The organism is Kitasatospora sp. CB02891 (assembly GCF_002803145.1).
Lineage (GTDB): Bacteria > Actinomycetota > Actinomycetes > Streptomycetales > Streptomycetaceae > Kitasatospora > Kitasatospora griseola.
Genome location: NZ_NNBO01000009.1, coordinates 1 through 22,104 on the forward strand (window position 1 = coordinate 1; position 22,104 = coordinate 22,104).

9 protein-coding genes and 1 pseudogene are annotated in these 22,104 nt (G+C 73.3%); 8 read left to right on the plus strand and 2 right to left on the minus strand.

Going from position 1 to position 22,104, the window contains the following annotated elements; translation table 11 throughout:
- The 5 genes and pseudogenes from CG736_RS36355 to CG736_RS20505 form a co-directional block, all read left to right on the plus strand.
- Positions 1-640: pseudogene (locus tag CG736_RS36355) on the plus strand (hypothetical protein); the annotation flags it as partial.
- Positions 641-678: 38 nt separating this feature from the next.
- Positions 679-1,539, plus strand: a complete 861-nt coding sequence (locus tag CG736_RS20490) for a hypothetical protein (protein ID WP_100587655.1) — start codon at positions 679-681, stop codon at positions 1,537-1,539.
- A gap of 3 nt (positions 1,540-1,542) precedes the next feature.
- Positions 1,543-16,158, plus strand: a complete 14,616-nt coding sequence (locus CG736_RS20495; protein WP_100587656.1) for a toxin glutamine deamidase domain-containing protein — start codon at positions 1,543-1,545, stop codon at positions 16,156-16,158.
- A gap of 135 nt (positions 16,159-16,293) precedes the next feature.
- Positions 16,294-16,704, plus strand: coding sequence for a hydroxyphenylacetyl-CoA thioesterase PaaI (paaI, locus tag CG736_RS20500; RefSeq protein WP_100587657.1), 411 nt, complete (start codon positions 16,294-16,296; stop codon positions 16,702-16,704).
- Positions 16,705-16,798: 94 nt separating this feature from the next.
- Positions 16,799-17,536, plus strand: coding sequence for a hypothetical protein (locus tag CG736_RS20505; protein WP_100587658.1), 738 nt, complete (start codon positions 16,799-16,801; stop codon positions 17,534-17,536).
- 17 nt (positions 17,537-17,553) lie between these two features.
- Here the strand turns inward: CG736_RS20505 and CG736_RS20510 are convergent, their stop codons facing one another.
- The gene (locus CG736_RS20510) at positions 17,554-18,414 is read right to left on the minus strand and encodes an ABC transporter permease (protein ID WP_100587659.1); all 861 of its coding nucleotides are present in this window, start codon (positions 18,412-18,414) and stop codon (positions 17,554-17,556) included.
- The gene (locus tag CG736_RS20515; protein WP_198520562.1) at positions 18,411-19,322 is read right to left on the minus strand and encodes an ABC transporter ATP-binding protein; all 912 of its coding nucleotides are present in this window, start codon (positions 19,320-19,322) and stop codon (positions 18,411-18,413) included. Before CG736_RS20515 ends, CG736_RS20510 begins: the two co-directional genes overlap by 4 nt.
- Before the next feature lie 133 nt (positions 19,323-19,455).
- Between CG736_RS20515 and CG736_RS20520 the strand changes: the two genes are divergently transcribed.
- From CG736_RS20520 to CG736_RS36360, 3 genes are all read left to right on the plus strand, one after another.
- The gene (locus CG736_RS20520; protein ID WP_100587660.1) at positions 19,456-20,655 is read left to right on the plus strand and encodes a sensor histidine kinase; all 1,200 of its coding nucleotides are present in this window, start codon (positions 19,456-19,458) and stop codon (positions 20,653-20,655) included.
- On the plus strand, positions 20,652-21,314 hold the full coding sequence (locus CG736_RS20525; protein ID WP_100587661.1) for a response regulator transcription factor: 663 nt from the start codon (positions 20,652-20,654) through the stop codon (positions 21,312-21,314). Before CG736_RS20520 ends, CG736_RS20525 begins: the two co-directional genes overlap by 4 nt.
- Before the next feature lie 64 nt (positions 21,315-21,378).
- Positions 21,379-21,765, plus strand: coding sequence for a hypothetical protein (locus CG736_RS36360; RefSeq protein ID WP_157815663.1), 387 nt, complete (start codon positions 21,379-21,381; stop codon positions 21,763-21,765).
- Positions 21,766-22,104: the final 339 nt, after the last annotated feature.

Consider the following 22,104-nt stretch of genomic DNA (forward strand, 5'->3'; position numbering starts at 1 on the left):
CGCCGAGGGCGAGGAGGACGAGGAGTTGATGCACGACAGCGGCATCCTCGGCCGGGCCGGCGACGTCGACCCGCGCGACCGCCACTGGCAGCGCGCCCGCCGCCGCTGGCTGGACGACGCCCGCTCCGACGGCACCTTCGCCTCGCCCGAGCCCGCCGTCGCCCAGGTCGCGCCCGCCGGCCCGGCCAGCGAGCAGGAAGCACTCAGCCAGCTGGCCGGGATCCTGCTCGGGACGGGTGGCGGTGATGCCGGTGCTTCCGGTGCTGCGGCGGCGGATGCGACCGCCACGGGCGGCAGCCCGGCAGCCGACCTGACGATGCGTCAGGAAACGTCCGCTGCTTCGGCGGGGACGTCAGCGGCCGGCGGGGACGACGCCTACCTGGAGCGCTCGCGCAGCGCGGCCGCCCGGCGTGGGCACGGGGACGCATCGGCCGCTGCCGGCACTGCGGAGGCGCCGGTTGCCGCGTCCGCCCCTGGCGCTGCGTCCGGTGCTGCGTCCGGTGCTGCGTCCGGTTCGGCGGAGGAGAAGCCGCAGCGTGCCCCGCTGCGCGAGGAGGGCGGCTTCCAGGTGCCCAGCCCGTTCCTGCGTGCCGCGCTGTCCCGCCTGGCCACCGCGCCCGGCGCTCCCGCCGCGGACTGACCGCGCCCGCCGTCGAACCGAACTGACGAAGGAGCACCATGAGCAACGACGAGCAGGCCTGGTACACCGCAGCAGAAGCCGAGGCGCCCGTCCGGTTCCGGGTGGGCACGGTCGTCCCCGAGCCGTTCCAGGAGGCCGAGGCGGCCACCCCGCTCCGGCCGTTCGACCGAGCCGAACCGGCAACGCCGGTGCAGCCGTTCGACCGGGCGGAGTCGGCGCGGATCGCGCCGGAGGCGTTCCAGCGGGATGCGGCGGTCACGCCCGTGGAGCCCTTCGACGGAGGGCAGGCCCCGCGGATCGTGGACCGGGGGCTCCGTCGGGGCGAACCGGCGTCCGCTGCGGAGCCGTTGCACCGGCAGTCGGTCGCCGCGCCCGCCGAGCAGGCGACCGCGCCGACGGCCGCGCACCGGACGGAGGCCGTGGCGGGCAACCGGATCAGTGCCCGGCCCGCTGCCACCAATCGGGACGCGTCCGGGAACGCGGGCCAGGGTTTCCAGGTCGACCCCGCGCAGTACCAGGCGGCGGTGTCGCCGATGCTCGCCGTCTCCGAACAGGTCGGCTCGCTGTACAGCGCGCTGAGCTCGTACCTGCCCGCGCTGGAGTCCCAGAACCCGTGGGGCAACGACGAGTCGGGCAAGCAGTTCGCCGAGGGCGACAAGGGCTACCTGAAGTACAGCAAGGACACCCTGGACGTCATCAAGGGCCTGCCCGCCGCCCTCAAGGCCATCGCCGACGGCCTGAAGTCGATGGCCGACGGCTACCAGGGCGCCGACGAGGGCGTCATCACCGAGCTGAACGGCGTGGACCCCGGCACCGCGCCGATGCCGGCCTCGCCGCAGCTGTCCAACCCGGTCCCGATGCGGATCACCCCGCGGATCTCCCAGAGCGGAAGGCACTGACCCATGGCTGTCGAACTCCCGGAGCCCCTCCAGTGGGTGCTCCTGCTGCTCGCGGGCTGCCGTTGGCCGGAAGCCGATGAGGACCAGCTCCGCGACATGGCCGACCACTGCCGCAAGGCCGCGGACAGCCTGAAGGACGCCGCGCAGAGCGCCGACGCCACGGTGAAGCGCGCCCTGGAGGGCCAACAGGGCGTCGCCGCCGAGGCGTTGGGCAAGTACTGGGAGAAGTACTCGGTCGGCAAGAGCACCGAGCAGGACCCCGGCTACCTGCCCGGCGCGATCAACGCGCTGAACGGCATGGGCGACATGCTGGAGCAGGTCGCCAACTCCGCGGAGACGGCGAAGATCCAGATCATCGCCCAACTCGGCATCCTGGCCTTCGAGATCGCGACCGCCGAGGCCGAGGCGCCGTTCACCGCGGGCGCCTCGATGCTGGAAGTGCCCGTGTTCATCGCGGCGAGCAAGGCCACGGTCGCGGCCACCCTGAAGCTGCTGCTGAAGGAAATGATCGAGATGGCGGTCAAGCAGGCCGTCCAGATGGCCGCGATCAACCTGCTGGCCCAGGGCATCGAGCTCGCCGAGGGCCACCGCAAGAGCATCGACATGAAGGAAGTGGGGATGAGCGCGGCCGGCGGTGCCGTCGGCGGCGCATCCGGCCACCTGATCGGCAAGGGCATCGGCAAGGCCGGCGAGAAGCTCGGCGTCGAGGCCGCACTCAAGACCACCGGCGGCAAGATGGCCACCGGCGCGGCGGTCGGCGTCGGCGCGGACGTCTCCACCCAGCTGATCACCACCGGCAAGGTCGACGGCAACTCCCTGCTCGGCTCCGGCCTCTCCGGCGGCGCGGGCGCGGGCCTGCACGCCGGCGCGTCCAAGGTCAAGGGGCACCTCGCCACGCCAAAGGCTGCGGAAGCGCCGAAGTTGCCCGGGGCGGGAGCCGGTTCCGGTGCGGGCGAGCACGGTGGCACGCCCAGCTTCAACAAGTCCGACACCTCCACGGGCGCCTCGGCCTACCACGGGCCGTCCGGCGGCTCCGGCGCGTCCGGCGTGTCCGGGGCCTCGCACACGGCGGACTCGGGTTCGTCCAGCGGGAGTTCGGGTGCGGGCGCGGCTGCGGCTGCGTCGCACGAGACGAGTTCCGGCGCGGGCGCGGGTGCGGGTGCGGGCGCGTCGAAGGTGAACGGGCTGACCCCGTTCGGTGCGGGACGCGGCGGCGACGCCCCGTCCGCCGGTTCCTCGTCGGCCGAGCGCAACGTCGCGCCGACGCCGGGCCACGACTCCGCCCCGGCTCCGGCTCCGGCTGCGGCTCCGCGTGAGCAGGCGCGTACGCACGTCCAGGAGGCGATGGCGCCCCGGGCCGAGTCGCAGCAGCCTGCTGCGCCCGCGCACGAGTCGACGCCGCGGTCGGTGCCGCGTCAGGAGTCGGTGGCTCCTGCACATGAGAACGTCGCGCCGCGTACCGAGTCGCAGCAGCCTGCCGCGCAGGTCCACGAGTCGGTGCCGACGCACACTGCGCCGCGTCAGGAGTCCGTGGCTCCCGTGCACGAGAACGTCGCGCCGCGGGTCGAGTCGCAGCCGGTTTCGCCCGTGCACGAGTCGACGCCGCGTCAGGAGAGTGTCGCGCCCGCCCACGAGTCGGTGACGCCGCGTTCCGAGCCGCAGCCCGTCGCGCAGGTCCACGACTCGGTGCCGACGCACACTGCGCCGCAGACCCACGACTCGGTGCCGCGGCAGGAGGGCGTCGCGCCGACGCACGAGTCCGTTCCGTCGCACGAGTCCGTCCCGACGCACACCGCGCCGCAGGCGCACGAGTCGGTGCCGACGCCGCAGTCGCAGGAGACCCCGCGGACGTACGCCGCTGCGCCCGTGCACGAGTCGGTGCCGCGGCAGGAGAGCGTCGCCCCGGTGCAGGAGTCGGTGCCGGTCGCGCAGGTGCACGAGACGATGCCCCGGCAGGAGAGTGCCGCGCCCGCCCACGAGTCGGTGCCCACGCACACCGCGCCGCCGGCGCACGAGTCGGTGCCGCGGCAGGAGAGCGTTGCGCCCTCGCGCACCACGGAACCGGCCCCGGTGCAGCAGTCGATCCCGCGCCAGGAGAGCGTCAACGCGGCTGCCGCGCACGACACTTCGGCGGCCTACGAGCCGACGCCGCAGAACGATCCGCGGGAGCCGCGGCCGAGCGGCGCGTCCGCGATGCCCAACCTGTCGGGCGTGCTCAGTGGCGCCGGGGCCGGCGGCGGCACCCACCTGGACGGCGGGACCCGACTGTCCGCCGGGCCGGCCACGGCCCGTCCGGCGGGGCCGGAGCAGGTGCCCGGGCAGATCGTTCCGGACGGCCCGGGCGAGACCTCGCCGGCCGCGAGCACCACGCAGAGTCCGGTGGCAGGTGCGCCGATGGCGGGCGGGTTCACGCCCGGCCCGGTCGGCGGTGCCGGCGGGCACGGCGGGTCCGGGGCCGCGGCCCACGCCGCGCCGTCCGCGACCGTTCCGCAGCAGGGCGGGGCCAAGCCGGCCGCCGCCACCCCGAACCCGGCCGCAGCGGCCGGTGGCACGATCCGCCCCGGCGCGGGCCGTACTCCCGAGACAGGTCGTCCGGCCGCGGAGCAGGCGCACGACCAGCTGTTGGACCGTCAGCGGCAGGAGCGGCAGGCGGAGCTCGACCGGCTGGGCCGGGCGACGAACGTGCGGGACGCCGTCGACCAACTCGGCGGCACGCAGCGGAACGTGTCCCGGGTCCGGCCGGCCGATGCCGATCGGCTGCGGCAGGACATGCCGGGCATGACGCGGGAGCAGCGCGCTCAGGAGCTGGCCAACCTGAAGCCGGAGCACCGGCGCTGGCTGGCCCGCGACCCGGAGTTCGTCGACTCGCTGAAGTCCGCGCTGCCGGCGAAGGACTTCGCCAAGGTGGCCTCCGAGCTGATCGTGCACGTGGACCCGCGGGCCGAGCAGGCCGCGTCCGCCCGGAAGGAGGCGCAGGAGCAGGTCGCCCGGATGCTCCAGGACCCGGACACTGCCGCGCAGTTGATGAAGAACGGTGCGGACGTGGTGATCGTCCCGAAGGACGTCCGGATGCCCGACGTCCCGGGGCTGCACGAGCTGCGCGGGGCCAGCAACGACACCGAGGCGGGCGGCGGTCGCGGCTACGACGACATGCGCGGCTCGGGCGGCAAGCACTCCGCCGTCACCGAGGAGAACCTGCTCGGCGAGCACACCTCGATCGGCGAGGGCGGTCACTACGAGCACGGATACTCCACCACCACGCACGAGTTCAGCCACACCGTGCACGAGTACGGGCTGAGCCCCAACGACAAGCAGGCGATCACGGACGCCTTCGACCGGAAGACGAAGGCCGCCGAGGAGGCTGCGGACCCGAAGAACGGCAAGGACCCCGTGCAGTGGCCCGACGGCAAGACGTCCGGCAACTACTCCTCGCGGGACGAGCACGAGTACTTCGCCCAGGCCACCAACGCCTACCTGGGAACGAACGAGGGCCACGACCCGTACACCGGTGACCGGCGCAACAACGGCCCGGAGTGGGTGAAGCAGCACGAGCCCGACCTGTACCCGCTGCTGAAGAAGCTCTACGGCGAGAACCCGTCCGCGCTCCACGACGGCACCGCGAACCCGGTGAACGAGACCACCGCGCAGAACGCCACCTACGAGGGCTTCCGCGAGTTCATGGAGCACGTGGACGGAACCGCCACCCCGACCGGCGAGCACCAGCCTCCGGCGACCGGGCATCAGCCCGCGCCGACGGAGCACCAACCGTCGGCGGCAGAGCGGAAGGCCCCGGCCGGTGAGCAGCTGCCGCCCCCGCCGCCGCGCCCCGGTGGTCAGGGTGGGCGCAGGCAGCAGGCGCAGCAGGCCGCGCCGGACGCCGGCTACGACCACAAGATCGACAGCAAGAAGACCTTCGAGACCCTCGACAGGTTCCTCAGCGACTCGCCCGAGTTCCAGCAGGTCCGCAGGGACTTGGAGATGTACGCGCGGGAGCCGTTGCTGGACCCCGACACCGCCGTGATGTTCGGCCAGTACCGGAACGAGAAGCGCCAGCACGTGGACGTGCTGTCGCGCAACAACGACCGGCTGGAGCGGTCGGCCACCCGGATCGACGAGCAACTCCGGAACGTTCAGCGCGAGTTGGACAACGGCAACCACGCGCCCGAGCTCCACGACCGGAAGAAGAGCCTGGAGGGCGCGAAGGCGCACCTGCAGGAGCAGCGCGACCGGATGGCGATCTTCGAGCACGAGCGGCTCAAGGACACGGTCGGCGGCAATGAGCTGGCCGTGCTGGCCAGGGCGCGGCACGAGGCCGAGACCCGGGTCCTGCCGGGCAGCATCGAGCGGATCAAGGCCGAGGAACAGCGCAACGACGCGCTGCTCGCGCAGGCCGTGCCGCGCAAGCCGCCCGCGGGCAGCGACGGCGAGAAGGTGCACCTGGACCGGATCAAGGACCTGGAGACCCGCCAGGCGGAGTTGAAGACCGACCGCGAACAGCGGGAGAAGGACCTGGCGCACGCGCTGGCGGAGGTGCAGAAGAAGGCCCCGCCGACGGTGAGCAGTACCCACGAGGGCGGGGTGCCGGCGCCGGGCGACCAGGTCGCGTGGAAGAGGTTCGACGAGACCTACCGCAAGGCGTTCGGCTACTCCGACCACGGGGTGATGCGGGATCAGCCGCACGCCGAGAAGGTCTCGGCACGGGTGGCCGACGGCAAGCCCGACCCGAACTCGACCAAGAAGAAGCAGCCGAAGGAAGGCGACACCGACCTGACGGCGGCGAAGGTCAACCGCAACCACGTGATCGCCGACTACATGGTGCACAAGTACGTGACGGCGGCGGTGTTCAAGGCGCGCGCGCTGGACGAGAGCAGCCACCGTGCGGCATCGGACGCGTTCGGCGACTTCGTCTCCGCGATGGCGCCGGACCGGCACCGCATCCTCGACTCGTACGGGCGCAAGGCCGAGGCCCGGATCCGTCAAGGCGGCCCGGGCGAAGCGGAGTTGACGCGCCGCGACCTGACCGCCACGCCGGGCACCGTCGATCTGCGGGCGACGTACGGCAACGAGCGGCTGCCGGGTGTGTTTGCGACAGCGGGCATCACCGACCACCGCAGTGCCGACGCGGCGGCGAAGAACCTGGAGCGTGAACTCGGCAGGTCCGGCCTGAACGGGCCGGCCGGCCGGGAGCTCGGCAGGCTGAACGACGCGGTGGCGGGCGTGCACCCGGACAGCCCGACGCCCGAGCAACTCGGGGCGGTGCACGACGCGATGGGCGCGGTCCACGAGAAGGTCAAGCAGCAGGCGGTTGACGACCTGGCGCTGGTCAACGGCATCACGGGGCCGCAGAAGCTGGACGACGCGGCGGCCGTGCTGCACGCCGCCGCCGACCGGCCGGGCGGGCTGTCGACGCCCGCCCAACGGGAGCGGCTGGCCGGAGACCTGGCGGATCTCGCCGGTCACGTCGAGCGGGCGGGGAAGAGCCCGGACGCGCTGCGCGCCCTGGCGGGTGACCTGCGGGCCACCCCGGACGCGATCGCTCCCAACCGCTACCGCGAGGTCGCCGAGCAGCTCGCGGCCGACCGGGCCGAGGTGCGGAAGCACGAGGTCGCCGAGCGCCTGTCCGACCTTGCCGTCCCGGGCAAGGATTCGACGCCCGGGACGGACCAGGGGCAGAAGGACGTGACGGCGGCGGGGAAGGACCTTCCGGCCCGTCAGGCCAAGGCGGCCAAGGCCGAGAAGGCCTTCGAGACCGCCGAGAAGGCCCACACCAAGGCCAGGGACACGGCCGACAAGTCCGCGCGGGCCGCCGCGGCCGACCCCAGCGACACGCAGAAGCAGCAGGAGGCGAAGAAGCACGAGACGGCGGCGGGGAAGGCCGCGGCGAAGGTCGAGAGCGCACGAAAGGAGCTGAAGAAGGCGGAGGCCGACCTGGCCGCCACGGAGCGGAACATCGCCACCACCGAGACGGTGCGCGACCGGGTGGACCAGGTGCACGCGAAGGAGATGCGGGACAACGCGCAGCTCGGCGAGGGCGCGGCGGCCCGGGTGGCCTGGGCCACGGCCGACCGGGAACTGGTCGCCCGGCAGTACGGCGGCGTCTCCGCGCGCGCCGGCGCGGGGGAGAACCACCCCGCCGGCACGTTCGACCGGGCGCTGACGGCGCACGTCGAGGACGTGCCGGCGCTGATCGAGGAGATGTCCGCCAGCCTGTCCAACAGCGGCTCCAACCTGCGCTTCGGCGACGAGACGGTGAACAAGTGGGTCCAGAACTTCCTGGACCCGCACGTCATCCGCGAGCCCGACCTGCTGACCGCCGTCGCCCACGAGCAGTTGCCGCCGGAGGTGCTGTACGCGCCGCACACCGCCGACCTGTTGCAGGCCGTCCGCGGTCTGGAGGCGAACGGCCTGGTGCCGCCCGAGCTGCGCGACATCATGGCTCCCAAGACCCAGAACGACCTGGAGCAGCTGCGGACGGCCGGGAAGCTCAGTGACAGCGCGCAGATGATCGTCGACGATCTCGGCATCCCGTCCCCGCACGCCGGCAAGCTGCCGGTCTCCTCGTCCGGCGACTTCGCCAACCGCGCCGACACCGCCAAGCTGACGGACGACCAGCTGAACCGGCTCGGCGTGGAGGGCCTGTACCGACCCGACCACGTCCCGCAGCCGGCGTCCGACCACGACGTGGTGATGGCCGACGCGAGCCAGTCCGGCAGCCACACCCCGGACGGGGACGTGCAGATGCACGACGGGACGGCCGACACCGCGCGGCCCGAGCGCAAGCGCCGCCGCGACGACAGCGAGTCCGACAGCGAGAGCGAACCCGGGCCGGACGCCGTGCGCCGCCGCCTGAACGACCTCGACCTGACCGGCCCCACCCCGCCTCCGCCGCCCCCGCCGCCGCCCGCGGCCGGCGGGCACGGCGCGGCCACCGGCACCCGCGGGTTCGGCAGCCCGGCCGCCCCGCCGCCGCCCCCGCCGACCGGCGAACGCCTCGGCGCGCCGGCCACCGGGCAGCACGGCGCCACTCCGCGCCCGCCGGCCGCCGAGCAGTTGGCAGGCCGGTACATCTCGGACCGCCTCCTGCCGGACAAGGCGATCGACCTGATCGACGAGTCCGGTCACCGCTTCCGTGACGAGCGGCCCACGAAGCCGGTGGACCGCGAGGCGCTGCGGGCGGAGATCGACGCCCTGCAGGCGAAGTACGCCGCCGAGCGGGGCGCCGAGCCGCCGGCCGACACGTCGTCGTCAACCAGCCGACGCGGACCGGACGTTGAGCACGTCGCCGACCGGGACGTCGATCCGATGGACGTCGACCTGATTGACATCGAGACGCCGCCGGTCGAGCACCGTGTCGATCGGGACGTCGATCCGATGGACGTCGAGACGCCGCTTGAGCAGCCCCGCAACGACCGCAAGCGCGGCCGGGACGACGAGGAGGTGACGCTGCGTCGGGAGTCCGAGCCGGACGGGCCGCCGACCAAGCGGCAGCGCACCCCCGCGTACGAGAACTCCGACGCCGTGATGCAGGGCCGCGGCTACCAGGCGGTGGGCCCACAGCACGAGTTGACGCAGCGGCTGGTCAACTACCTCGGCGAGGGAACCAAGTTGCACCCGCAGATGAGCAACACCCTGCTGGGGCACGTCAATCCGCACCAGTCGCCCGTGCGGCCCGCCGAGGGCTTCCGGCCCGGCAACGACATGAAGGCCTGCCTGGAGAACGTCGAGGCGTACCGGGACACCCACTTCGGGCGGCCCCGGGTCTCGGGGCAGACCCTGCACGGGACGGTCGAGCCGATCCCCGGCAACGTGCTGTGGAAGCGGCACGACGGGCCTGCGCTGTTCGGTGAAGGACCGGGCGCGGTGGGCGAGTTGATGGCGAAGGTGCAGGCCGGCGGCAAGGGCAGCTTCGCCACCGTGCTCGGCGCCGGACCGACCGGTGCCGGACACGCCGTCGCGCTGGTCCACGACCGGGACGGCGTGCTGCGGTGGGCCGACCTGACGGACCGTCGGGTGGTGCCCGCGCGGCCCGGCGAGATGCCCTACAGCTTCGACCCCTCGTGGACGGTGTGGGCCTCCGTCGCCGACCGGCACGAGACCAACATCTCCGGGCCGCACGACCCGCAATTCATGGAGCGCTACAGCACGTTCACCCGCGGCGAGCCGTCGCACGACACGTCCGAGCCGATGGACATCGACGACGGCTTCGGTGCCGAGCACGCCACCCTCGACCACGCCGACCCCGAGCAGACGCCGAAGGCTGCCGCACCGCAGCCGACCGCTCCGCAGCCGACCGACCGGACCTCGTCCAGTGGCGACGGATCGGACACGCCGGGGCCGACCACGACCAACACCCCGCCGCCGAGCATTCCCGGCGGCGGCAACAGTCAGGTGGTCGGCGGGCCGAACCGGCCCCGATCGGCCTCGGCCCCGGCCGAGTTGGGCCCGCGCACCCCGGCCCCGGCCCCGGCCCCGGCCCCGGCCCCGGTCAGGTCGGAGGCTGTCACCGAACCCCGTATCGGGACGGGCCAGGAGAGCCCAGTGCGTTCGACCTCCCCCGAGGAGGGCGCGCGCACGCCCGAGCCCGTGCGCGCGGCGGGGCCGGTGCGTGGGCCGGAGGCGGAGTTCCCGCCGCCGGGGGAGCGGGTGCCGGTGGCCGGGGACGGCTACTGCCTGCTCCGCTCGGTCGCGGTGGGTTCGCCGGATCTCGCGGGACCGCACCAGCTGCAGGCCGCGGTCGCGGACCACTTCCGGGCGCTGCGCCCGGAGGACTGGCCGACCGAGGTGGTGTCCAACTACCGCGGCAACCTGCTCGGTCGTCCGGACCTGCCCGCGGGCGACCTGCTGGCCTACCTCCCCGCCGACATCCACGAGGCGTTCCGGGGCATGCCCGTCGACGAGTTGAAGGAGATCGTCGGCCAGCACCTCACCGACAACGCACCGCCGCCGTCGCAGCAGGAGCAGGCTGCCCTGCTCCGCACCGTCCAGAGCTGGGACACCCAGTGGCGGTCGACCGGCGGCGAGATGCTCCCGCCGGCCACCGCCCACGCGCTGGGCCTCCGGCTCCGGGTGGTCGACCACGACGGCAACACCCACGCCGTCTTCGGCCCCGCGGACGGACGCCCGGTGACGGTGTACCGCGCCGGCGACCACTACGACGGCAGCGCACCGTCACTGCCGCGCACCCCGGTGACCGAGCACGTTCCGCCGACCGACCAGGCTTCGACCGGCAACGTCCCGGCGACGGAGCACGTTCCGCCGACCGGCGACGTCCCGGTGACCGAGCACGTTCCGCCGACCGACCAGGCTTCGACCGGCAACGTCCCGCCGACCGAGCATTCGCCGGAGACCGACCGCGTATCCGTGAGCGAGCACGTGGCGGAGACCGACAGTACGTCAGTGACCGAGCAGGTCCCGCCTGCCGACCGCACGCCGGTCACGCCGCCCGTGGACGAGACGCCCACGCCGGCCCCGGCGCCGACGTCCGAGTCTGCGCCGATGCCGCAGGAGGCCGACAGCACGTCAGTGACCGAGCACGTCCCGGCTGCCGACCGCACGCCGGTCACGCCGCCCGTCGATGAGACGCCCACGCTGACTCCGGCACCGACATCCGAGTCTGTGTCGACGCCCGAACCCGCGCCGATGCCGCAGGAGGCCGACAGTACGTCAGTGACCGAGCACGTCCCGGCTGCCGACCGCACGCCGGTCACGCCGCCCGTGGACGAGACGCCCACGCCGACCCCGGCACCGACGTCCGAGTCTGTGTCGACGCCCGAACCCGCGCCGACGCCGACGCCGCAGGAGGCCGTCGCGCCGAAGCCGATCGCCGGCACCGACCTGGTGGTCGGGCTGACCGGGAACGAGAAGGCGGTGCGGGAGAAGGTCATCGACGTCATCGAGCGGGCGGTGCCCGGGGACCGGGCGGCGGCGCAGGCGTTCGCGGACGCGCACTTCGGTCCGGCGACGCTGCGCCCGATGCTCGGTGCGCTGTCGCGGGGCGAGGTGTGGACGGCGCCGTTCGAGGGCGGCGGCTGGAGTGGGAGCGTCAAGCTGCGCGGCCAGGTCACCGGGTCGACGCACCTGCGCACCGAGAAGATCGAGTTCGAGAACGGCGCCGACCGGGCGGTGGCGACCGGGACCAACCGTGATGCGCAGTGGCAGTTCAACGTCGGTGTCCAGGCCCGGCAGGCGCGTGGCATCGGAGATCCGGCGGAACTCGTCGCGTACTACCACGACCGCGGCCAGGCCGAGGTCAACCTGGATCTGGGCGGCATGGTGGCCCGGTCGAAGACCAGCGGGCCCGCCGAGGTGTACAAGTCGACAATGGAGCTGACGCTCGACTTCGGCGACCTGCGCCACAACGGCGAACCGGTGCACACCGGTTCGGCCGACCGCACCGACCGGGTGGATCTCGACCTGACCGTCGCCGTCCCGGAGCGGCCCGACGTCACATCGGGCGGCGAGCTGCGGGTGCCTCCGCAGCGGCTGCGGGACGGGCGGGTCGGCGGCCAGGAGATCGTGCTCGACCTCGCGCCGCGCGGCACGGACCGGAACCGTCCGCCGGTGGAGGGGCTGCTCGACCACGCGGAGGCGGCGGCCAGGCAGGAGTTCGGCGGTCACTGGCCCGCGCTGCGCGAGAAGGTGCTCGCCGAGGTCGACTTCGCCCGGCTCCAGCGGGACCTGAAGAGCATGACGGCCGGTGAGCCGGTCTCCGTCACGCTCACCGACCGGCGCGGCAAGCCCGTCGGCACCGTCGACATCACCGCGCGGGTGGGGGAGTTGAGGCAGGTCGGCACCACCAAGGAGACCGAGTTCAACATCGGCACCACCGTGCAGCAGGTGCGCAGCACGTCGTCGAGCGGCGGCCACGCGGGCCAGCTCGGGTTCTCGGCCGGGGTGAAGCCGGGCACCGGGCTGATCGGCGGCGGCGGCGCCGGGCGACTCGGTCGGGACCACGTGGAGATCACCGGCGACGCCCGGACCTCCCAGCTGACCAGCAAGTCCAAGGTGCCCGGCGTGCTGTACGACGGCACCGTCCACTTCGAGCTGTCGTTCAACGGCAAGCCCGTCGCCCACGACGCGGCCACGACGGACGGCACCGGCCCGGCGCACGACGCGACGACGGCGGACGTCCGGCTGCTGGTCGACCGTGCGGACACCGCCCCGTCGCGGAACGCCGCAGAGGCGTCAACTCCGGTGTCCCACCCGGACGGTGAGCCGCAGCTGCACGAGGTGGTCAGCCCGCCGGACAGCGTCTGGCGCGGTGGCGACGACCGCGGCGGACTGGGCGAGACCGTGGTCGTCCGCGACCTGGAGAGCACCTCGGACCTGCGGGCGGCGCTGGACGTCAAGGGCCGGGAGCGGTTCGGCGACGACTGGAACGCCGTCCGCGACCAGGTGATGCGGGGCTTCAGCCAGCCGAACCTGGCCGCCCGGCTGACCGGGATGACCCGCGGCGAGCCGCTGGAGGTGAGGATCCCCGGCAAGGACGGACAGGTCGTCACGGCCGTCGCCCGGGTCGAGGCGATGACCTACCGCCGGGAGGACGGCAAGGCCGAACTCAACGCCGTCAACGAGACCGGCGCGTTCAGCGTGAACCGCAGCCTGGACGCGCGGACCGTCATCGAGCAGGGCCAGCTCGGCGGCACCGTCGCCAAGGCCACCAAGGGCACGCCCGGCGCCGAGATCGGCGTCACCGGCTCCGGCCAGCACCGTCAGCGGGCCGGCGGGCAGGGCCGGCAGGCCGACCGGGTGTACGCCAGCGGCAAGTACAGTGCCCCGCAGGTGATTTACGGGGCCGAGCTGATGGTGGACGTGCACGTCGGCCGGCCCGGCGAGGCGGGCGGCGGACGTCCGGACGTCTCGGTGCCGGTCCGCGTCGAGGTGGGCCTGGACGCCCGGGAGACCGTCAAGGTGCAGGCGCCGCGCACCGAGGACGGCGTGATCGGGTTCAAGCGGCCCGAGGGCGCCGTGCCCGTCGCTCCGACCAGTGCCCGCACCGAGCCGGCCCCGCACCGGGCGCCGAGCCGGATGGCGGACCGTCACGAGCTGAACGCCTCCTACGTGGTGCACACGCTGAGCGGCGCCGACAAGGTGCGCGCGGAGGTGGAGAACGCGGTGCGGACCAAGCACGGCGAGCCGTCGGAGGAGGTGAAGCAGCGGATCGGCGCCGGCTTCGACCGGGTCGCGCTCAAGGCCCAGCTCTCGCAGCTCACCCGCGGCGGGAAGATCACCGAGACCGTCTCCGGCAAGACCTGGTCGGCCGAGGTGACCGTCACGGCGAAGCTGGGGGAGTCCACGTACCACTCCGCCGCGGACAAGTACGAGTTCGAGTCCGGCACCCGCACGTCCAGCGGCAACGGCAACCTGCGAGACAGCCGGGACCGGTTGAACGGCGGCGGCCAGGTCAAGGTGAAGACCGAGGTCGTGGACGTCAGCGGCGGCTACGCGTACCGGGTGGACCGCGGCTACGGCCGGGCGACGGAGACCGTCGGCTCGGCCTCCAACCGGGGCAAGCACGTCGAGCCGGCCGTGTTCTTCGACGTCGCGGCGCCCTACCACGTCGAGGTCGCGTTCAAGCGGCTGGGCGTGCCCGACGGCGTGCACAGCGCGGACGTGGAGACGGTGGCCCGGGTGGCCGTCCCGACGCGTGACGCCGTCCCGGCGTCCGGGCCGGTCGAGCGGGCCACGGAGAAGCTGCCGAAGGGCTTCGCGGAGGGACGGCGCCTGGACTCCTCGGCGATCGTCACCGACATCCACGCGCTGCCCGGGGCGACCGGCGGGGCTCCTCGGCGGACGCTCGGCGAGTCGGTGCTGGCCCAGGTGGAGTCGGGCTGGAAGCCCGGCGGGCTGCGCGCCCTGCAGCGGAAGCAGGCCGGGCAGCCGGAGTTGACGCGCAATCCGTTCGGCCGTGACTGGGCGGGCATCCGCGGCAAGCTGGACGCGGAACTCACCCCCGACCGGCTGCAGTCCCGGCTGAAGGCCATGACGGCCGGCGACGAGATCGTGGTGCGGCACGGCCGGACCACCGTCCGGGTCGGCGCCCAGCTCCGCGACCGGATGGTGCACCTCGGCGACGCGGGCACCACCGAGTTCAACGCCGGCACCGACGTGCAGCGCAGCTTCGCGCACACCGACGCCACCGGCACCGGCCACCAGGGCACGCTCGGCGTGACGACCGCCGTCCCCGTGCCCGGCGCGCCCGCCGTCTCGGTGACGGCCGGTCTGACCGGCACCGCCGGCCGGGGCCACGACCGGGCGGACGTGCAGACCCGGGCCACCTCGGCCGGGTCCGCCACCAAGGCCAAGCTGCCCGGCAGCGCCTACGCCGGTGAGGCGGAGCTGGTGTTCACCATCGACCGGCGGCCCCACCTCGGCCGGCAGGTGCACCAGCGGCGCACCGCGGCGATCGGGTTCGAGGCCCTGGTCGAGACCGGCGAGACCGTGGCGGTTCCCGCGACCGGGGCCGCCGCGGCGACCGGCACGGTCCGGCCGCCCGAGCCCGTCACCGTCCAGGTCCCGCCGGAGCGGGTCTGGGAGACCGGCCTGCGCGACACCGACGTGCTGCGCTGGCTCGGCGACGTCGGCGGTGTCCAGGACCTGGTGCGGCTGCGCGGCCCGGAGTACTTCGGCAAGTCGGCCTGGAAGGAGATGGAACCCGTGGTCGGGACCGTCACCTCGCACAGCCACCTGTCGGCGCTGTTCGGCACCGCCACCCAGGGCATGGGCGTCGCGGCGACCCTCCCGTCCAACCGGGTGACGCTCGGCGGCGGAAAGGGCGTCGAGGTCGGCGTGAAGGTCGTCTCGCTCGAACACCGGGCGGTCGACGACAAGGTCGAGCTCAGCCCGGCCAACGGCGTCACCTCCGGCACCACCCGCAACGACCTGACGGCGAAGAACGCGGGCGTCCAGGCCCAGCTCGGCGCCAAGATCACCGGTGACGTCACCAACAGCCCGGCGATCGTCGGCGGCGCGCAGCACCTGTGGCGCGACGGCGGCGGCCACAGCGACTCCGGCCAGGTGATCTCCAACGGCAAGTTCGCGGTCCCGATGGCGCGTTACGCCGGCCATGCCGAGGTCGAGGTGACGCTCTTCGACGGGAGCCGAAACCCGGTCAGGGAACGGGGAGTGGTGCCGTTCGCCGTCGACATCCCGCTGTCCGAGACCACCGGCCGGGAGGTGTCGGGCGACCAGTACCTCGCCTTCACCGAGCAGCAGCGGGCCGGTGAGCTCCGGGTCACCGACGGGGCGTGGCGGCTGGACGAGGTCCAGCGGCTGCTGGCGCCGGACGCCGACCCGTCCGCCGTCCGCACCCCCGCCGAGCACGAGCAGCTGCTCGGCACCGTGCGGCTCGGACGGGCCGTCTACGACCGGGAGTTCACCGCGAGCACCGACGCGGGCGCCGCCCACGTCCGGGCCGCCCACCGCCTGGTCGAACTGGGCGGCGGTACCTCGGAGGGCACCTCCGCCCTGCTGGGCGAGCTGCTCGGCACACCGGACGGCGCGCCGCCGGCCGCGGCCGAGGTGCGCAAGGTGATCGGCTACGTCGAGCGGAAGTCGGCCGAGGGACCGGTCACCCGAGACGACCTGACGGCCGGGGCGCAGGAGGGCTGGGAGGCCTGATCCACCGGGCACAGCGCGACGGCCGGGGCCCGTACCCGGGCCCCGGCGGTCGCGGCAAGGGGCATTGACAGCCGATCAGTTCGGTCGGTCTAATGCTGACGCCCGAGAACGGGCAGCTCACTGGGGGGAGCCGTGATGGGGACTGCAAGGATCGACGCACTGTTCGAACGGGACCGGGCCTGTCAGGGCGCGGGCATCACCCTCGACGAGGTGACCGGCGGACGCGCGGTGGCCCGGATGAAGGTCACCGAGGAGATGGCCAACGCCCACGGCATCGGCCACGGCGGGTACGTGTTCCTGCTCGCCGACGCCGCGTTCTCCTACGCCTGCAACAGCTACGGCCCCGTCGCCCTCGCCCAGGGCGCGCAGGTCACCTTCCTCGCCCCCGCGCAGATCGGCGACGAACTGGTCGCCGAGGCGACCGAGCGAATCCGGTCCGGGCGGCAGGGCGTCTACGACGTCACCGTCCGCACCACGGCCGGCACGGTGGTCGCCGAGTTCCGCGGCCAGAGCGTCCTGGTGGCCGGAGTGCCGCACAGCGCCTGACCGGCCCGGCCCCGTGGCGCCCGGCAGGACGTGTACCGGTGGGCCGTCGACGGGTACCTCTCCGGGAATGGAACCCACAGAAGCGGTAAAGGAGTTGGCCGATCGCGCGGGCTACGGCGAGCTGCTCGCGGTGCACCGGATGCCGCTGCGGTCGGTGCTCTCGCCGATCGGCCTGTTCCTGCTGCCGGTCGCGGTACTGAGCACCGTCCTGGCCTGCACGGAGCGTTTCGGGCCGGCAGCCCGGTCGGCCGGCGCCGCCGTGGCGCTCGGCTGCGTCGTCCTCACCGCGCTCGCGGTGCGCCGGGACCGGCGCACGGCCCACCGCATGCCGGTGGTGTTCTGGTACGCGGACGGCCTGGTGATCGCCCGCACCGGCGAGCCGCCCACCGCTCACGGTCTGGACGGCATCACCCCCTACGAACACACCGTCACCGTCCGCAACGGCCGCTCGCGCGGCAGCAGTTCGACCGTCACGGAGATCCCCGTCCTGGAACTGCGCGGACCGGGCGGTGCGCCCGTACTGACGCTGAGCGGCCGAGCACGGGCGGCACGCTTCGCCGCGCTGCTCGCCGCCCGCCGGGCACCGGCGGCCCGCGCCCTTCTCGCGGCGGGGGAGCGGCTGGAGTTCGGCCCGTTCGCCGTCACCCCCGAGGGCCTGGCGCTCGACGGCGCCCCTCACCCGTGGGCACGGGTCCGCGCGCTGCGCATCACCGCCCGTCGGGTCCTGCTGGAGCTGACCGACGGCCCGGTGCGGCCCGTCGCCACCCGCGACGTGCCGCACCTGCGCACCCTGGACGCCCTCGTTCGGGAACACGCCGCGGCGCGCGACTGATGCTCGGGCCGCGCGGCTCAGACGTCGCGGCGGGTGCCGAAGAACAGGGTGACCACGATGCCGCCCAGCGCCCAGGCGAGGTAGACCACCCACTCGCCGGCCGGTTCGGCCGGGAACGGGATGTGCGGGTTGACCGGGGCGCCGACCAGGTCGTGCAGGACCTGCCACGCGCGGAACGGCGTCGCGTGGTACAGGCAGGCCGACCAATGGTGGTTCTCGCTCAGGAAGTTGGGGATCAGCAGCAGCACGGCGGTGGTGCCGACGATGGTCGCCGCACTGTGCCGGATCAGCGCCGCGAGGCCGAGGCCGGTCAGCGCGCAGACCGGCGGCAGCAGGGCTGAGGCCAGCAGGGCGCGCCAGATGCCCGGTTCGGTGATCGAGATGCCGGCGTGCTTGCCGGAGAGGATCGCCTGCGAGACGAAGAAGGACGTCCCGGTCGCCACCAGGCCGAAGACGGTCATCACCGCCGCGAGCACGATGATCTTCGCGGAGAGCAGCGCCCGCCGGGCCGGCACCGCTGCGAAGGTGGTCCGGATCTGGCCCGTCGAGTACTCGCTGACCAGTGACACCGCGCCCAGGCTGCCCGTGATCAACAGGGTGGCGATACAGGCGTTGTTGGTGAACGAGGCCGCCAGCGACCCGGCGGGCACGAAGAACTCCCGCTGTGCGGGCAGGAAGTGGTCCCAGTCGTTCACGTCGGCGATCGCCGCGTTGGCGTTGAGGAAGACCAGCCCGAGCATGCCCAGGATCAGCCCCCAGCGGATCGACCGCAGCGAGACGAGCTTGAACCACTCGCCCAGCAGCAGGTCACGGAACCGGGCGCGCGGCTCGTCGACCGTGAGCGGCGCGGGCGGGGCGAGGGAGATGAGCGCGGTCATCGGGATTCTCCTGCGAGGTATTCGACGCTGTCGGCGGTGAGTTCCATGAACGCCGTCTCCAACGAGGCGGCGCTGGTAGCCAGTTCGCGCAGCCGATGACCGTGCCGGTGCGCCAGCTCGCCGATCGCGTCGGCGTCCAGACCGGTCACCACCAGCCGCTCCTCGCCGTCCGGCCGCACCTGCGCCCCGGCGGCGGTCAGCACGGTGGCCAGCGCGTCCGCGTCCGGCGTGCGGACGGTGACGCTGCTGCCCCGGCCGCGGGCGGCGAACGAGGCCAGCGGCTCGTCGGCGATCAGCCGGCCGCGGCCGACCACCACCAAGTGGTCGGCGGTGTGCTCCATTTCGCTCATCAGGTGGCTGGAGACGAACACCGTCCGCCCCTCGGCCGCCAACCGTCGGAACAGGCCGCGCACCCAGCGCACCCCCTCCGGGTCGAGCCCGTTCAACGGCTCGTCGAACAGCAGCACCGGCGGGTCGCCGAGCAGCGCGGCGGCGATCCCCAGCCGCTGCTTCATGCCCAGCGAGTAACCGCCGATCCGCCGCCGGGCCGCCCCCGCCAGCCCGACCTCCTCCAGCACCTCGTCCACCCGCCGCAGCGGAATCGCATTGGTCCTGGCCAGCACCCCGAGATGGGCGACGGCACTGCGGCCGCCGTGCACGTCGGAGGCGTCCAGCAGCGCGCCGACGTGCCGCAGGCCGCGCGGATGGTCACGGAAGCGGCGGCCCTGGACGGTGACGCTGCCGCCGGTCGGCTCGTTCAGCCCGATGATCATGCGGAGCGTGGTGCTCTTGCCGGCCCCGTTCGGGCCGAGGAACCCGGTGACGCAGCCGGGTCGGACGGTGAAGGTCAGGCCGTCGACGGCGACGGTGCGGCCGTAGCGCTTGGTGAGTTCGTTGACTTCGATCACGACAACCAGCGTTCCGTGACGGCCCGTCGTCCCGCGTCGGCCTGCCGCCGACACTGCCCGCGGCCGGTGTCTTCCCGGGTTGTACGTCCCTGGTCCGACGCCTCGTTCGGGCGTGGCTGACTACGATCACCCCATGCCCGTGAACTCGCCCTCCCTGCTCAGACGTGTGACGCCCGGCGGCTGGGCGGCGATCGCCTGGGCGGCGGGCCTCGTGTACTCCTTCGTGGTGCTGGTCCGGCTGCCGGGCGAGTCCCCGGACAACTTCTACCGCGGCCTGCTGCTGGCCGACGGCAACCAGATCTGGCTCGCCCTCGGCGCAGCGGCCACCCTCGCCGGCTGCGCGCTGCTGCGCCGCGGGCCGCTGACCGCCCTCGGGCTGCTGCTGGCGGGCACGGTGTTCGGCGCGTGGGCGATGCACTCCACCGCGATCGACGTCCCGCTGGTGCTGGGGCCGGACGTGGCGCTCTGGTACATCGCGGCGACCCTGCCCCGCCGCAAGGTGGTGCTCGCCTCCGGCCTGGCCGCCCTGGTCCTGCTCGGCTACCCGATCGGACGGGTGCTGGTGGGCTTCGTCATCGGCACCTCCACCGCGCTCGCGGTCCTGCTGACCGCCGCCGTCGCCGTGCTGCTCGGCAACTCCGCGGGGGAGTCCCGCCGGCACGCGGCCGAACTGAGCGAGAACGCCGCCGCGCGCGCCGTCGCCGGTGAACGCCTGCGGATCGCCCGCGAGTTGCACGACATGGTCGCCCACAGCATCGGCATCGTCGCCCTCCAGGCCGGCGCGGCCCGGCTGGTCCTCACCACCCAGCCGGAGGCCGCCCGCGACGCCCTCGGCCAGGTCGAGACCGCCAGCCGGGAGACCCTCTCCGGCCTGCGCCGCATGCTGGTCGCCCTGCGCGCCGCCGAGGACGACCCCTCGGGGCAGCCGCCGCTCACCCCCACCCCCGGCCTCGCCGACCTCGACCGCCTCGCCGCCTCCACCACCGCCGCGGGCGTCGCCGTCGACCTGTGTTGGCGCGGTGAACGGCGGGGCCTGCCACCGGAGTTGGACCTCGCCGCGTACCGGGTCGTCCAGGAGTCGGTCGCCAACGTGGTCCGCCACGCCGGCGCCCGCTCCTGCCAAGTGACCATCTCCCGCGAGGAGGACTCCGTGTCCATCGAAGTCCTCGACGGCGGCGGCCTGCGCGCCACCCAGCCTGGCGGAGCGGGCTTCGGCCTCCTCGGCATGAAAGAACGCGTCGCCCTCCTGCACGGCTCCTTCACCGCCGGCCCCCGTCCCACCGGCGGCTTCCGCGTTGCCGCGACCCTCCCCGTCCCGGCAGGTGCCCGATGACCGTCCGCATCCTCCTCGTCGACGACCAGCCCCTCGTCCGCGCCGCCCTCTCCATGGTGGTGAAGGACGCCCCCGACCTGGAGATCGTCGGCGAGGCCGGCACCGGTGACGAAGCAGTCCGCCTGGCTGCGGAGTTGACGCCCTCCGTCGTCGTCATGGACATCCGCATGCCCGGCATGGACGGCATCGAGGCCACCCGCCGGATCACCTCGGGCCCTTGTTCGGCCCACGTCCTCGTCCTCACCACCTTCGACGACGAGGAGTACGTCTACGGCGCGCTGCGCGCCGGCGCGTCCGGCTTCCTCGTCAAGGACATGGGCCTCGAGGAGATCCTCGCCGCCATCCGCGTGGTCGCCACCGGCGACGCCCTGCTCGCCCCCCGCGTCACCCGCCGCCTGATCGCCGACCTCACCTCCCGCCCCACGCCCGGCAGTTCGGCCCCGCCCCGCACCCTGGCCGCCATCACCGAACGCGAACAGGAAGTTCTCACCCTGATCGCCAGCGGCCTCTCCAACACCGAGATCGCCGACCACCTCCACCTCAGCATCACCACCGTCAAGACCTACGTCACCCGCCTCCTCTCCAAACTCGACGCCCGCGACCGCGTCCACCTGGTGATCCTCGCCTACGAGGCGGGCCTGGTGACCGCCTCCCGCTGACCGCCCTGGCAGCGCCTCCGGACTGCGGCGTTCATTCCGGTGCGCCTGCAGGTGGAGCCTCGGCGTGGCACACTACTGGCACAAGGGTGGGCCGGAGCCATGCCTGAAAGCCAACTCGTCAGCAGGATCGCAGAGTTCGAGGCGGAGAAGGCGCGGCGAGCGACGGACCCCGACTGGAACGGCGACGCTCTGCTGCTGGCGGACGTCACGCGAATCCTGTGGAAGGCTTCAGGTCGGTGAGAACGGCGACGGGGCGGACCTGCGGACCAAGGCCGACCGGGTCGGCGACGCCGTCTACTCGGCGGCGATGCGTCTGTTCAGCGATGAGGAACGCAACCGCGCGTGGCTGCTCGCCGAACTGTTGGACGCCGGCCACCTGCTCCTGAACGGCCAGTGGAGCGATAAGAAGTTCGTTCGGGTATGCCGACCCTGGGCCTCTGCACCGGGTTGATGGTGCTCATGGTTGCCGAACCGGTCGCTGACCGGATCCTGCGCGGCGAGCGGTGCCGAATCCCGTCCCGTGTCATGCGCCTGCACTGTCCTTCGTCGAACTTTCGGCAGCCGACCGTCCGTTCATGAACATGATCTGAGTGATCCTCAGCTCTGTCGACGCTTGTTGTCAAACGTCAAGTAAGCCCCGCCGAAACTCCATTGGGCGGAGCTTACTTGACGTTCTATGCTGCAGTGGCTGAACCTGCTAGGCCATCATGCAATCCTTGTGCTGGCCGTCTAGATTGCGCGGCGTGTCGATACATTTACGCCGGAGTTGTATGTTCGCGGCGAGTCGAAC

What these genes read in the sequence shown, in the direction of transcription:
- CG736_RS20490 (WP_100587655.1), top strand. Translation starts at nt 679, where the DNA reads ATGAGCAACGACGAGCAGGCCTGGTACACCGCAGCAGAAGCCGAGGCG.
- CG736_RS20495 (WP_100587656.1), top strand. Translation starts at nt 1,543, where the DNA reads ATGGCTGTCGAACTCCCGGAGCCCCTCCAGTGGGTGCTCCTGCTGCTC.
- paaI (WP_100587657.1), top strand. Translation starts at nt 16,294, where the DNA reads ATGGGGACTGCAAGGATCGACGCACTGTTCGAACGGGACCGGGCCTGT.
- CG736_RS20510 (WP_100587659.1), bottom strand. Translation starts at nt 18,414, where the DNA reads ATGACCGCGCTCATCTCCCTCGCCCCGCCCGCGCCGCTCACGGTCGAC.
- CG736_RS20520 (WP_100587660.1), top strand. Translation starts at nt 19,456, where the DNA reads ATGCCCGTGAACTCGCCCTCCCTGCTCAGACGTGTGACGCCCGGCGGC.
- CG736_RS20525 (WP_100587661.1), top strand. Translation starts at nt 20,652, where the DNA reads ATGACCGTCCGCATCCTCCTCGTCGACGACCAGCCCCTCGTCCGCGCC.